12 protein-coding genes are annotated in these 12,302 nt (G+C 65.1%); 9 read left to right on the top strand and 3 right to left on the bottom strand.

From position 1 onward, the window contains the following. The first annotated feature begins 314 nt into the window (after nt 1-314). Genes HNO53_RS08465 through HNO53_RS08490 form a run of 6 tightly spaced genes read left to right on the top strand, consistent with a single transcriptional unit; the run spans nt 315 to nt 5,234 of the window. Complete coding sequence (locus HNO53_RS08465; RefSeq protein WP_209477789.1) at nt 315-1,088, top strand: DUF3450 domain-containing protein; 774 nt, start codon at nt 315-317, stop codon at nt 1,086-1,088. Next, nucleotides 1,085-2,467 (top strand): MotA/TolQ/ExbB proton channel family protein, encoded by a 1,383-nt coding sequence (locus HNO53_RS08470; RefSeq protein ID WP_209477791.1) that lies wholly within the window; start codon nt 1,085-1,087, stop codon nt 2,465-2,467. Before HNO53_RS08465 ends, HNO53_RS08470 begins: the two co-directional genes overlap by 4 nt. Then, the gene (locus HNO53_RS08475) at nt 2,451-2,984 is read left to right on the top strand and encodes a MotA/TolQ/ExbB proton channel family protein (RefSeq protein WP_209478575.1); all 534 of its coding nucleotides are present in this window, start codon (nt 2,451-2,453) and stop codon (nt 2,982-2,984) included. Before HNO53_RS08470 ends, HNO53_RS08475 begins: the two co-directional genes overlap by 17 nt. Continuing rightward, nucleotides 2,977-3,384 (top strand): ExbD/TolR family protein, encoded by a 408-nt coding sequence (locus HNO53_RS08480; RefSeq protein ID WP_209477793.1) that lies wholly within the window; start codon nt 2,977-2,979, stop codon nt 3,382-3,384. Before HNO53_RS08475 ends, HNO53_RS08480 begins: the two co-directional genes overlap by 8 nt. Beyond that, complete coding sequence (locus tag HNO53_RS08485) at nt 3,381-4,136, top strand: energy transducer TonB (RefSeq protein ID WP_209477794.1); 756 nt, start codon at nt 3,381-3,383, stop codon at nt 4,134-4,136. The genes HNO53_RS08480 and HNO53_RS08485 overlap by 4 nt, the downstream gene beginning before the upstream one ends. 3 nt (nt 4,137-4,139) lie before the next feature. Continuing rightward, nucleotides 4,140-5,234: a tetratricopeptide repeat protein gene (locus tag HNO53_RS08490; RefSeq protein WP_242597577.1), complete on the top strand. Its 1,095-nt coding sequence runs from the start codon at nt 4,140-4,142 to the stop codon at nt 5,232-5,234. A 36-nt stretch (nt 5,235-5,270) separates the two neighbouring features. Here the strand turns inward: HNO53_RS08490 and xthA are convergent, their stop codons facing one another. Both xthA and HNO53_RS08500 read right to left on the bottom strand, forming a co-directional pair. After that, complete coding sequence (gene xthA, locus HNO53_RS08495) at nt 5,271-6,101, bottom strand: exodeoxyribonuclease III (RefSeq protein ID WP_209478577.1); 831 nt, start codon at nt 6,099-6,101, stop codon at nt 5,271-5,273. Next, nucleotides 6,101-6,349: a hypothetical protein gene (locus HNO53_RS08500; RefSeq protein ID WP_209477796.1), complete on the bottom strand. Its 249-nt coding sequence runs from the start codon at nt 6,347-6,349 to the stop codon at nt 6,101-6,103. Before HNO53_RS08500 ends, xthA begins: the two co-directional genes overlap by 1 nt. Nucleotides 6,350-6,493: 144 nt before the next feature. Here HNO53_RS08500 and rhlB point away from each other — a divergent pair, with 144 nt between their 5' ends. Both rhlB and dinG read left to right on the top strand, forming a co-directional pair. Beyond that, entirely contained in the window at nt 6,494-7,768 is a 1,275-nt protein-coding gene (gene rhlB / locus HNO53_RS08505) for an ATP-dependent RNA helicase RhlB (RefSeq protein WP_209477798.1), read from the top strand. A gap of 210 nt (nt 7,769-7,978) precedes the next feature. Beyond that, nucleotides 7,979-10,114 carry an ATP-dependent DNA helicase DinG gene (gene dinG / locus HNO53_RS08510; RefSeq protein ID WP_209477800.1) on the top strand — a complete coding sequence of 712 codons (2,136 nt, stop codon included), beginning with the start codon at nt 7,979-7,981 and terminating at the stop codon, nt 10,112-10,114. A 63-nt stretch (nt 10,115-10,177) separates the two neighbouring features. Here the strand turns inward: dinG and HNO53_RS08515 are convergent, their stop codons facing one another. Continuing rightward, nucleotides 10,178-11,254: a 3-deoxy-7-phosphoheptulonate synthase gene (locus tag HNO53_RS08515; protein ID WP_209477802.1), complete on the bottom strand. Its 1,077-nt coding sequence runs from the start codon at nt 11,252-11,254 to the stop codon at nt 10,178-10,180. Nucleotides 11,255-11,552: 298 nt separating this feature from the next. Between HNO53_RS08515 and rpoE the strand changes: the two genes are divergently transcribed. Beyond that, a complete protein-coding gene (gene rpoE, locus HNO53_RS08520) occupies nt 11,553-12,158 on the top strand; it encodes an RNA polymerase sigma factor RpoE (protein ID WP_197450503.1) in 606 nt (201 codons plus the stop codon). The last annotated feature ends 144 nt before the right edge of the window (nt 12,159-12,302 follow it).

Consider the following 12,302-nt stretch of genomic DNA (forward strand, 5'->3'; position numbering starts at 1 on the left):
AGACAAGCACCGGCGAGCACAAGGGATTGCGGTCGCCTGGCCGGGCAGTCATTCGCCCATTGTCGTCCCTGGCATCGTTCTAACGGGCAGGACGGTACAAATATATCGCTCCGTTTCGTTTCGCTTGGGATGAAAAGCGCACATTTCTTGGCGCAATTCCTAAGCTGATTTTGCTGCGTCGGGCGCTGAAAAGGAGGGGAGTGGTATCGCGGTGTTGTGGTTTGCTGGATTGATAACAATTATCATTAGTGGCATCATCTGACACCGCCTAACCCAAGGCGACCGTTCGCCATTTCACGTCTCGGGAGTAGCCAGTGAGATCGTTTCGCCAACCCTGCCTCGTCTGTTTGCTCTGGCTGGGGCTTGCCACTGCGGCCAATGCCGAACCCGAAATCCATGAAGAGGCCAGGCAGGCTCAGCGCAGCCAGGCTGAACTGCAGGCGCGCATCGATGCCGCCGACGATGCCTCGCGGGCGATGCTTGAGGAGCTGCGCGAGCTGGAGCGCGCCGAACGCCGCCTGGCACGCGAGAATGCCGAGCTCGCCCCGCGAATCGAGCGCCAGGCGGAGTCACTGAACCGTCGTGAGCAGGCCTTGGATACCCTGGAAGAGACGCGCGACGCCTTGCCGGCGCTGGAGGCGCGCTTGGTCGATCGACTCGAGCAGTGGATCGAGAGCGACATGCCGTTCCTGCGTCAGGAGCGCCTGGCGCGGGTTGCCAGCTTGCGCAGCCAAAGCCAAGCCGGTGAGCTGTCCGTCGCCGAGCGCTGGGAGCGGATCATCGAAGCCTGGCGTGCCGAGCTGGACTACGGACGTGACGTCGATGCCTGGCGCGGCTACCTCGGCGAAGGCGAGTCGCGCCGCGAGGTGGATTACCTGCGCCTGGGGCGCGTGGGTTTCTATTACCTTACGCCGGATGGCCGTGCCGGGCGGTTCTGGCAGGCCGATGCGGGAAGCTGGGCGGCGCTCGATGAGGCGCAGCGGCGTGAGGTTCGCAACGGGCTGCGCATCGCGCGTGACCGCCGCGCCCCGGAACTGCTCAATGTGCCGCTATCGCAGCCGCTTGAGTCAGTGGAGGACGACACATGAAAGCGACACGGTTTGCCGCGACCCTGTTGGCAACACTCACGCTAAGCGTCTGCCTGGGCCAGGCACAGGCGCAAGCCCAATCGGACCCACTAGAAAGCCTGCGTGCCGAGCGCGAAGCTGCCGAAGCTCGCGACCGTGCGCGCCTGGCCGAGCTGGTGGAAGATCGCGAAGCGCTCGAAGCCGCCCTTCAAGAGGCCCGTGCCGCCCACGCGGAAGCCGAGGAGCGTAACGCAGAGTTACGCCAGAGAGAGGCTGCGCAGGCCGAGCGAGCCGAAGCGTTGGCAGTCCGCCAGGATGAGCAGGGGGATGACCTCGAGGCGATCCTGGCGTCACTGAAGCAGCATAGCGGCGAGCTGCGCGATAGCCTGGCGGATAGCTGGCTCGTCGTGGGTGGTCCCGAACTGCCGCCGCGCCTGGGCGATACCGAGGTGCTCGAGCTCGAGCAGTTGGAGGCCTTTGCCGATAGCCTGATTGCGCTGACTGCCGATACCGGCCGGGTGGTCCGTTTCCAGGCACCGGTGGCGGACGCCAGTGGCGAAATCGCTTCCCGTGAAATCGTACGTCTGGGCGACTTTGCGGCCTTTACCGATAGCCATCTGCTGCGACGTGGCGCCGAAGACGGTGCCCTGTCGGTGGTCGAGCGTACGCCGTCCGAAGTAGTCGACGGCCTGGCGGCATTTCATGCCGGCGAAGCGCGCGCACTTTCGTTGGACCCGACAGGGGGCGAGGTGATGTCAGCCTTGGCGCAGCGTCCCAGTCTGCTCGAGCGCTTCCACCAGGGGGGAGCCGTGGGTTATGTGGTGGTCGGGCTCGGCGCCATCGGCCTGCTGGTGGCATTGCTGCAGTATGGCTACTTGCTCAAGGTGACGCTGGCCATGCGGCGCCAATTGCATGATCTCGACACCCTGCGTGAAGACAACCCGCTGGGTCGCGTGCTGCTGCGTTTTCGTGCGCTGAGAGACGACCCCGTGCCGGAAGCGCTGGAAGCACGCCTCGATGAAGCAGTACTGGCGGAGCTGCCGCGCCTCGAGCGCGGTCAGCCGATCGTCAAGCTGCTGGCTGCCGTGGCACCGTTACTGGGGTTGCTGGGCACCGTGACCGGTATGATCGTGACTTTCCAGGCGATCACCGTGTTCGGTACCGGCGATCCACAGCTGATGGCGGGCGGCATCAGCCAGGCGCTGGTCACCACCGTGCTGGGCCTGATCACCGCCGTGCCGCTGCTGTTCGCCCACACGGCACTGGCGGGCCGTAGCCGACAGCTGGCCGGCTTGGTCGAGGGTCAGGCGAGCGCTGCCCTGGCCGAGCAGCTCGAGCAGCGCCCGCACGGGCCCGATAGCGTCACCGGGAGCACGCGCCGTGATCCCGCTCTGGCTTGAGCCACTGCAGCGCCTGGTCGAGGCGGGCGGAGCGGTTCTGGTAGTGATCGCCCTGGTGGCAACGCTGCTGTTCAGCCTGGCACTGGAGCGGGTGTGGTATTTCCGCATCACCTACCGACGGGCGAGGCGTGCCCTGATCGCGCGCTGGGCGGCGCGCCAGGACCATTTGAGCTGGAGTGCACTGACCTTGCGCGAAGCCTGGGTGCGGGAACTGATCGGGCGGCTGCGCCGGCCGCTGCCGTGGCTCAGGCTGCTGGTGGCGCTGTGTCCACTGCTGGGCCTGCTGGGTACCGTGACCGGCATGATCGCCGTATTCGATAGCCTGGCGATGGCCGATACCAGCCAGGCCCGCGCCATGGCCGATGGCGTGGCCCGTGCCACTCTGCCCACTCTGACCGGTATGGCGGTGGCGGTGGTGGGGCTGCTGTTCACCAGTCGCCTCGAGCACATCATTCGTCGCGAGGACCAGCGGCTGCACGACCGCTTGGCTCGCGCCGTGGAGGATAACGATGCGTAGACGCCGCCTTGGCGCCGACGACGGTGAAGCCAGCGAAGTCAACCTGACGCCGATGCTGGACGTCGTCTTCATCATGCTGATCTTCTTCATCGTCACCACCAGCTTCATCAAGGAGAGCGGGGTGGAGATCGAGCGACCCGAATCGAGTGCCGCTTCCCCAAGGCCCGATGCCCAGGTAATGGTCGCCATTACGCCGGAAGGGGCGGTGTGGGTCGACGGCCGCGCGGTAGACCTGCATCGCGTCGGTGCCGAGGTGGCCGGTCTGGTGAGCGATGACGGCTCGGTGGTGATCCAGGCCGACCGCGACTCGACCACCGGCCTGCTGATCGAGGTGATGGATCACATCCGCGAAGCCGGTGTGGAACAGGTCGCGGTCGCTGCCAGCCGGAGCCGGTCGTGACGCGGATACCGTTCTCATCGCTGGGCGGAGTGGCGCTCGCACTGCTGCTCTTCTGGCTGCTGGGCTTGTTGGTCACGCCGCCCGAGGAGGAGTTCGACGTGATCGACGAGAACCTGACCATGACGATGGTCGAGGCGCCCGACGTTGTGGAGGAGGTGGTCGAGCCCGTAGCGGAGCCTCCGCCTCCTCAGGTCGAAGCGACCACCCCTCCGCAGCCGGAGCCGTTACCCCCGCTGGAGAGCACGATCGCGATGCCCGAGCCGGAGCTTCCGCCGGAGCCGGTGGAGCCGCTTGAGCTCGATACCAGCCTGCCCGAGCTCAGCGAGGCCCGGCCGGAACCGCCGCCGGAGCCCGATCCGCCACCTCGGCCAGCGCCTGAGCCGGTTCCGCAGCCGACGCCCGAACCCGCGCCGTCTCCCCAGCCGAGCCCGTCGTCGGCACCCAGTGCGGCTTCGGCCGAGCCTGCGCCCGCCGAGCAAGGGCCGGTGGATGTCGGCCAGATCACGCCGACCAACCGCGTACCGCCGGAGTACCCCTCGCGTGCCCAGCGGCGTGGCTTGGAGGGACACGTAGAGTTGCAGTTTCTGATTCGCCCCGACGGTAGCGTCGATCGCTCCTCCATCCGTGTGGTCGAATCGCAACCGCGCAACGTATTCGATTCGGCCGCCGAGCAGGCCGTGGCGCGCTGGCAGTTCGAGCCCGCCAGCGGCATACGCCGTGCGCGTCAGCGCCTCGAATTTCAGTTGAGGTAAGCCATGCCAATGCGTGTCGTACGACGTCTCGTGGCCTGCGGTCTTGCGCTCTGTGCCGGACTGCTGGTAGCCGCTTCGGCGGCGGCTCAAGCCCCGCCGCTTCCCGGCGATATCATTGCCGATCTCGAGCGGTTGCATGCACAGCTGCAGCAGGGTGAACACGCCAGCGTGAGCCAGCACGCCCGTGCCCAGGCGCAGCGGCTCGAGGGGGGCAATGCCGCCGACCGCTGGGCCAGCGCGCTTTATCACCAGTTGGCGGCCGGCGCCGAAGCCGGGGCAGGGCGCAACGAGGCGGCTGCCGACCATCTGCGCCAGGCCCGCAGAACCCAGGAGGCACCGCAGACGCAGCGTGATCGCTGGCTGCGTGAGGAAGCAAGGCTGCGCTTGGCCGTCGGCGAAACCGAAGAGGCAGTGACGCTGTGGCTCGACTGGCTCGAGCGACACGACGGCAGCCCCGACGAGCGTTGGCGCCTGGCGCGTGCCTTGGCGGAGCTGGAGCGCTGGGAGGAAGCGGCGCAGTGGGTCGAGCGCGCAATGGCCGACGACCCGGCCCCGGGCGAGCGTCGGCAGGCGCTTGCGGCCACCGTGTTCCAGCGAGCCGGACGCGGCGAGCAGGCGCTGGCAAGGCTGGAAGCTTCGTTAACCGCTCAAGCCGAGCCCGAAGCCTGGCGGCGTGCCGCAGCTTTGGCCCATGGAGCTGGCGATGCACAGCGGGCTGCGGCGCTCTGGGAGGCCGGCTGGCGGCTGGGAGTGCTATCCGGCGAGGAGGATCTGCGCAAGCGCATCGAACTGAATCTGGCAGCCGGTACCCCGGCTCGTGCCGCTGAATACCTGGAGGCGGCGCTGGCAGACGGGGCACTACCCGACACCCTGGCCAACCGCCGCCTGCTGGCCCGGGCCTGGGAGGAAGCCCGCGATCGTGAGCGGGCGCTCGGGACCTGGCGCGAGGTGGCCAGGCTCAGTGGAGAAGGCTCGGACTGGCGGCGCCTGGGCCTGCTGGCCCATGCCTGGGGACAAGTCGAGCTGGCCCGACAGGCCATGCAGCAAGCACAGCATCATGGAGCTGAAGTTGATCCGCGCTGGCTCTCGACCCGTTAGCGAGGGGCTTCCCCTGCGGGTCGAGGTATCAAGGTTTCAGATGTCGAAGTCGGTCCACACCGGGGCGTGGTCAGAAGGTCGCTCCATGCCGCGCAAGTCGTAGTCGATGCCGGCGTCACGCACCTGCTTGGCCAAGGAATCGGTCACCAGGATGTAGTCGATGCGCAGCCCGCGCCTGGGCTCGCGTTCGAAGCCACGGGAGCGGTAGTCGAACCAGCTGAAGCGGTCATCCGCCTCGGGGTAGCGTACGCGATAGCTGTCGGTGAGCCCCCACGCCTTGAGTGTGCCCAGCCACTCCCGTTCGATGGGTTGGAAGCTGGTCTTGCCTTCGCGTAGCCAGCGCTTGCGGTTGTCTTCGCCGATGCCGATGTCGATATCCTCGGGGGAGATATTGAAATCCCCCATCACCGCCAGCCGCTCGTCGGGGCGGTGCCGCTCGTGCAGTAATCGGAGCAACTGGGCGTAGAACTCGCGCTTGTTGGGAAACTTGGTCGGGTGGTCGACATTTTCGCCCTGGGGAAAGTAGCCGTTCCACACGGTCAGCGTCTCGCCATCGGCGGTACGCAAGCGCGCCCCGATCAAGCGTCGCTGGGACTCCTCGCCATCGTCGGGCAGACCGAAGAAGACCTCCTCCGGCCCGCTGGGACAGAGCGCCTTGTGACACATCAGGGCCACGCCGTAGTGGCCTTTCTGGCCGTGATAGTGGACGTGGTAGCCCATGGCCTCGACTGCCTCGCGAGGGAACTCGTCGTCGTGGACCTTGGTTTCCTGCAGCCCGATCACTAGCGGCTGGTGGGCGGCGATTAGCGCCTCGAGCTGGTGCAGGCGGGCGCGCAGCCCGTTTATGTTGAACGAGACCAGGCGTATCACTCGTCGCGCTCCTCGCTGGATGTTGATGTACCTTCCGGATGGATGTCGATGCTGGCGCCTTGTTCCTGGCGGGCCAGCTTGCGCGCTGCCTGCAGCTTGCGCTGTTGGCGTTTCTTCTGGGTGAAGCGGCGCGATGAGGTCACCTGGTCGGGATTCTCATGGCGCCATTTCTTGTAGTCCTTGCGCTTGCCGGTGCGGATGGTCACCTTGTCGGCCAGCGAGCGAGTCTTCTTGCGGCGTGTCATCGGGCCTGGCTCCAATGGGTGTCGAGTGGCAGCAAAGCGCCATTCTACCAGTCCAATGCAAGAGGCGCGCCCTCGACGCCATAGGCTGGTACAATATGCGGCTGTACAAAGTTCATCCATTGCTACGGACGTGATACATAGCCTATGAGCGAGTCGGAACAGACCACAGCCCCGGCCGAGAACCGCAAGCCCAAGCGTCGTCGTCGCAAGCCGCGCCGCCGCCAGTCGAACTGGGATCTGCGCCAGTTTCAGGTGCCTGCCGTGGCGGGCAAGTGGCGCTTTCACGACTTCGATCTGCCCTTGCCGCTGATGCGCGCCATCCATGCTCTGGGCTTCGAGTACTGCACGCCGATCCAGGCCGAGGCGCTGACCCACACGCTGCTGGGCGGCGACGTGGTCGGCAAGGCCCAGACCGGCACCGGCAAGACCGCTGCCTTCCTGATTTCGATACTGGCCTACTTCCTCGAGGAGGAAGCACCGGACGGGCAGAAGCCGGGCGCGCCGCGGGCCCTGATCGTGGCGCCGACCCGTGAGCTGGCGCTGCAGATCGAGAAGGATGCCAAGGCGCTGGCGCGTTTCACCGACCTCAACGTGGCAAGCGTCGTCGGCGGCATGGACTACCAGAAGCAGCGCGAACACCTGGGCAAGAAGCTCGACATCCTGGTGGCCACGCCGGGGCGCTTGCTCGACTTTCACGAGAAGCGCGACGTGGATCTCACCCAGGTCGAGATTCTGGTGCTCGACGAGGCCGACCGCATGCTGTCGATGGGCTTCATTCCCGACGTCAAGCGCATCATCCGCCATACGCCAAAGAAGGAAGAGCGGCAGACCTTCCTGTTCTCGGCGACGTTCTCCCAGGACATTCTCAACCTGGCCAGCCAGTGGACCCACCAGCCGACCCACGTCGAGATCGAGGTTACGGTCGACAACAAGGCCAACATCGATCAGCGCGTCTACATGGTCAGCGACGATGACAAGCCGAAGCTGCTGATCAATCTCCTCAAGCAGGAGAGCTTCGACCGGGTGATGGTGTTCGGCAACCGCCGCGATCTGGTGCGCAAGCTCGAAGGGCTGCTCAAGAAGGCCGACATCAACGTGGCGATGCTCTCCGGCGACGTGCCGCAGAATCAGCGCATCAAGACCCTGGAGCGCTTCCGCGAGGGTGAGGTGCAGGTGTTGGTGGCCACCGATGTGGCCGGTCGCGGCATCCATATCGAGGATGTCAGCCATGTGATCAACTACACCCTGCCCGAGGATCCGGAGGACTACGTCCACCGTATCGGTCGTACCGGCCGAGCCGGGGCCACTGGGGTGTCGATCAGCTTCGTCGGCGAGGAGGACGCCTTTTCGCTGCCCGAGATCGAGCGCTACATCCAGGACAAGCTGCCCTGCGAGCATCCACCCGAGGGGCTGCTGTAACGGCTTGCTGCCTTGCTGCACAGGGGCCGGGGACAGGTTGAAGAGGAGGTCTTTTGCCAGGGATGGCAAAAGTAGCGCCCAGGGACGGGTTCACAGCGCCTCCTCGTAAACCTGTCGACGGCTCCGGATTCACCGCCAAGGGCTCCCTGGCAGTCGTTGAGCTCCGGTTTGCTCGAAGCCGTTTCCCCAAGTTCTCTAGAGAGTGAGGCCATGCTCGACGAGGCCCTCAAGGGCGAGATACAGGGCGCCTACCGTCGCGTGCTGGAGGCCCAGGGGCTGACGCCACGCTACGGCCAGCGGCTGATGATCGCCGAGATCGCTCGCACGCTCAGCGCCATCGAGGCAGACGACAGCGGCCGTCGGGTCTCCGATGAGCACGTCTGCGTGCTCGAGGCGGGCACCGGCACCGGCAAGACCCTGGCCTACCTGCTGGCGGCACTGCCGGTGGCCAAGGCCAGGGGCAAGCGCCTGGTGGTGGCCACCGCCACCATCGCCTTGCAGGAACAAGTGCTGCTGCAGGACCTGCCGGCCCTCAAGACCCACAGCGGCCTCGACTTCGACTATGCCCTGGCCAAGGGTCGCGGTCGCTACGTCTGTCTGACACGCCTTGAGCAGGTCCTTGATGGCGTCGAGGACAATCCCACCTTGTCGCTGTTCGAGCAGAGCCTGGCCCAGGGCGCCGGCGATCATTTCCAGGCGCTGGTGCAGGAGATGGCCGAAGCCTATGGCAGCGGTCGTTGGGAAGGGGATCGCGAGAGTTGGCCGGAATCCATCGACGATACCGACTGGCGGCGCCTGACCATCGATCATCGTCAGTGTACCAACCGCCGCTGCGGCCATTTCGGCGCCTGTGCCTTCTTCCGTGCGCGCCGCGATCTGGAGAGTGCCGATATCATCGTCGCCAACCACGACCTCGTGCTGGCCGACCTGTCGCTGGGCGGCGGCGTGGTGCTGCCGCCCCCCGGCGACTGCATCTACGTCTTCGATGAAGGCCACCATCTGCCGGACAAGGCACTGAATCATTTCGCCCACCGCGTGGGCATCAACGGCACGCTGCGCTGGCTGGGCAACCTGAAGAAGTCTCTGACCGAGCTCAACCAGGCGCTGGCAATACAGCCGACCCTGGCGCGGCTGTTGTCCGGGCTGCCGGAAACCATTGCCGCGCTGGAGCCGCGCCTGGGCGAAGCGTTTTGCCTTGGCCATCAGTTGGCCGGGCGCCAGCATGGACTGGAAGAGGGCGAGGAGAACCATCAATACCGCTTCGAGATGGGGCGCGTTCCCGATGCCCTGCGCGAGCATGCCGGCAACCTTCTGGTGGGCTTCGCCGAGCTTTCACGCACGTTGGAAACCATGAGCGACATCCTGCGGGAGAGCCTCGATCCCGACAAACATACCGGGCTCGAACGCGAACAGGCCGAGGCCTGGCTGCCGCTGTTAGCGCTGTTGCATGGCCGTGCGCTGGAGGCGTATGGGCTGTGGGAGGCCTATGCCGAGACCGATGTGGAAGGCGAGGCGCCGAGAGCGCGTTGGCTGACGCTGGAGCGCTTCGGCAGCGATCCTGAGCTGGTCTTCTCGGCGAGCCCCGTGTCGGCGGCGCCGACCCTGGCCAAGAGTCTGTGGGGAAGCTGCTTCGGTGCCGTGGTGACCTCGGCTACGCTTACCGCGCTTGGCCGCTTCGAGCGCCTGCAGGAACGCGCCGGACTGGCCAATCGCTACCGCTATCAGCGCTTGCCGAGCCCCTTCGATTACTCTCGGGCGGTACTCAGCGTGCCGCGCGAGGCCGTGGATCCCGGCGACCGCGACGCCCACGAGCGGGCCATCGTCGATTTCGTCAGCGGGCTCGGCGAGAAGGAAGCAGTGCTGATGCTGTTCTCGTCGCGCGCCCAATTGCGTGCAGTGGAGAAGGCGCTGCCGGCGAAGTGGCGCGAGCGGGTGCTGGCCCAGGATCGACTGCCCAAGCGCGAGCTGATCGAGCGTCATCGTGCCCGGGTGGATGGCGGGGAGGGCAGCGTGATCTTCGGCCTGGCGAGCTTCGCCGAAGGCATCGACCTGCCCGGCGACTACCTCACCCACGTGGTCATCACCCGGCTCCCGTTCGCCGTGCCCGACGATCCGGTGGGGGCGACCCTGGCCGAGTGGATCGAGAGCCGGGGCGGCAATCCCTTCATGCGCATAAGCGTACCCGACGCCTCGATCAAGCTGGTGCAGGCCTGCGGCCGACTGATTCGCAAGGAGGCCGATCGGGGGCGCATCACGCTGCTTGACCGCCGCGTGCTGACCCGCCGCTACGGCCAGGCATTGCTCGATGCGTTACCCCCATTCGTGAGAGAGATCGACGGCGTCTAGATTTCAACCGCAGCCAGCAGCAAAAGGCCCGCAAGTGCGGGCCTTGGTGAAGCGCGGTCGAGGTCAGCCCCGGCGACGCTCGGCCAGCACCGGAGCCAGCTTACTTGCCATGCGCGTCAGGGTTTCCTCTGTGGCCGCCCAGTCGATGCAGGCATCGGTAATGGAGACCCCATACTGCATCTGGCTGTGGTCGTCGAGGATCTTCTGGCTGCCCCAGCCGATGTTGGATTCGACCATCAATCCCATGATGGAAGTGTTGCCTTCCAGGATCTGGTTGGTGACGTTGTCCAGTACCAGCGGCTGCAGTGCCGGATCCTTGTTGGAGTTGGCGTGGGAACAGTCGATCATGATATTGGGCTTGATACCCGCCTTGTTCAGTTCCTGCTCGGCCAAGGCCACGCTGACGCTATCGTAGTTGGGCTTGCCGTTGCCGCCACGCAGCACCACGTGAGCGTAGGCGTTGCCACGGGTGCGAATGATCGCTACCTGGCCGCTCTGGTTGATGCCGAGGAAGTTGTGCGGATGCGACACTGACTGCAGCGCATTGATCGCCACGTCGAGGCTGCCGTCGGTACCGTTCTTGAAACCTACTGGGCTCGAGAGGCCGGAGGACATCTCACGGTGGGTCTGGGACTCGGTGGTGCGGGCGCCGATCGCCGACCAGCTAATGCAGTCCTGCAGATACTGAGGCGAAATCGGGTCCAGCGCCTCGGTGGCGAGCGGCAGGCCGAGCTCGGAAAGGTCGACCAGCAACTTGCGGGCAATGTGCAGGCCCTCTTCGATCTCGAAGGAGCCATTGAGGTGAGGGTCGTTGATCAGCCCTTTCCAGCCCACCGTGGTGCGGGGCTTCTCGAAGTAGACGCGCATCACGACATACAGACTGTCCTTCACTTCATCGGCCAGGCGTCGAAGGCGGCGCGCGTAGTCCAGGGCGGCATCGACGTCGTGGATCGAGCAAGGGCCGATGACCACCAGCAGTCGTGGGTCGCTGCCGTCGAGAATGTTCTGAATGGTTCGGCGTCCCTCGATCACCGTTCTCTCGGCGACATCGCCGAGGGGGATCTCGTTCTTGAGGGCTTCGGGAGTGATCAGTACGTCCTGCGACAGGACGTTGAGGTTGCTGACCTGCTGATCTGACATGTTGCTACCTGTGTCGTGGTGCGTTGATGGCGAGAGGATGAACTACTATACACCCGCCGAGAAAGAAATCAGCAATCGTAGCGGAACCCGGCGGCACCGGGATTGTCACAGCGCCGGCGGCATGGCGGCCGGCTTGATGCGCGGCCAAGAAAAAGGAACACTTGTCGAATCGGACGATGACGTCCAGGGACATACAGCGGCCAACGGGGTCCAGGTTGATACCATGCATGCAGACTACCTAACGACGCATTCGTCGCTCATCCCGCTTCGGGGTATCTCCCTGCCGGGGAGAGCGTGAATGGGTAACCGGGAAACCGATCAGCAGCTCGTCGAGCGTGCGCAGAAAGGCGACACACGCGCTTTCGATCTGCTGGTAAAGAAATACCAACACAAGATCATCGGGCTGATTGGACGCTATATACAGGACCACGCAGAGGTGCAGGATGTGGCCCAGGAGGCCTTTATCAAGGCTTATCGGGCGCTCGGCAAGTTTCGCGCCGAGAGCGCCTTCTATACCTGGATGTATCGTATTGCCATCAACACGGCGAAGAACCACCTGGTATCTAAGGGGAGGCGTCCTCCCGGTAGTGACCTCGATATCGTCGATGCCGAGATCCTCGATCACACCGGACGTCTGTCTGACATCGAGACGCCGGAGTCGTCGCTGGCCCGGGACCAGCTCGAGACGGCCGTGTTCGAGGCCATCGAGAATCTGCCCGACGACCTGCGCACGGCTATCACCTTGCGTGAACTCGATGGGCTCTCCTACGAAGATATCGCCAATATCATGCAGTGTCCGGTGGGCACGGTGCGTTCACGTATCTTTCGTGCCCGCGAGGCCGTGGATCAGCACATTCAGCCGCTGGTGACCACGTCGCGCACGCGGGAATCGATAACGGAGTGAAGTTTTCGACAATGTTTTCGCTTCGACGCTGAACTGTCTCGCGTCGATGACGTCTGAAGCATTGACTGCCGTATGTCAGCGGCAACATGGGCTGTCGGCATTCCGGTTGGGTGCGGTCAGGAATGCCGGGAATCATTGATAGCG

It is taken from the genome of Billgrantia antri, assembly GCF_017868935.1.
In the GTDB taxonomy this organism is placed as follows: domain Bacteria; phylum Pseudomonadota; class Gammaproteobacteria; order Pseudomonadales; family Halomonadaceae; genus Halomonas; species Halomonas antri.

What these genes read in the sequence shown, in the direction of transcription:
- HNO53_RS08470 (WP_209477791.1), top strand. Translation starts at nt 1,085, where the DNA reads ATGAAAGCGACACGGTTTGCCGCGACCCTGTTGGCAACACTCACGCTA.
- dinG (WP_209477800.1), top strand. Translation starts at nt 7,979, where the DNA reads ATGCTCGACGAGGCCCTCAAGGGCGAGATACAGGGCGCCTACCGTCGC.
- HNO53_RS08515 (WP_209477802.1), bottom strand. Translation starts at nt 11,254, where the DNA reads ATGTCAGATCAGCAGGTCAGCAACCTCAACGTCCTGTCGCAGGACGTA.
- HNO53_RS08500 (WP_209477796.1), bottom strand. Translation starts at nt 6,349, where the DNA reads ATGACACGCCGCAAGAAGACTCGCTCGCTGGCCGACAAGGTGACCATC.
- rhlB (WP_209477798.1), top strand. Translation starts at nt 6,494, where the DNA reads ATGAGCGAGTCGGAACAGACCACAGCCCCGGCCGAGAACCGCAAGCCC.
- HNO53_RS08480 (WP_209477793.1), top strand. Translation starts at nt 2,977, where the DNA reads ATGCGTAGACGCCGCCTTGGCGCCGACGACGGTGAAGCCAGCGAAGTC.
- HNO53_RS08490 (WP_242597577.1), top strand. Translation starts at nt 4,140, where the DNA reads ATGCCAATGCGTGTCGTACGACGTCTCGTGGCCTGCGGTCTTGCGCTC.
- rpoE (WP_197450503.1), top strand. Translation starts at nt 11,553, where the DNA reads ATGGGTAACCGGGAAACCGATCAGCAGCTCGTCGAGCGTGCGCAGAAA.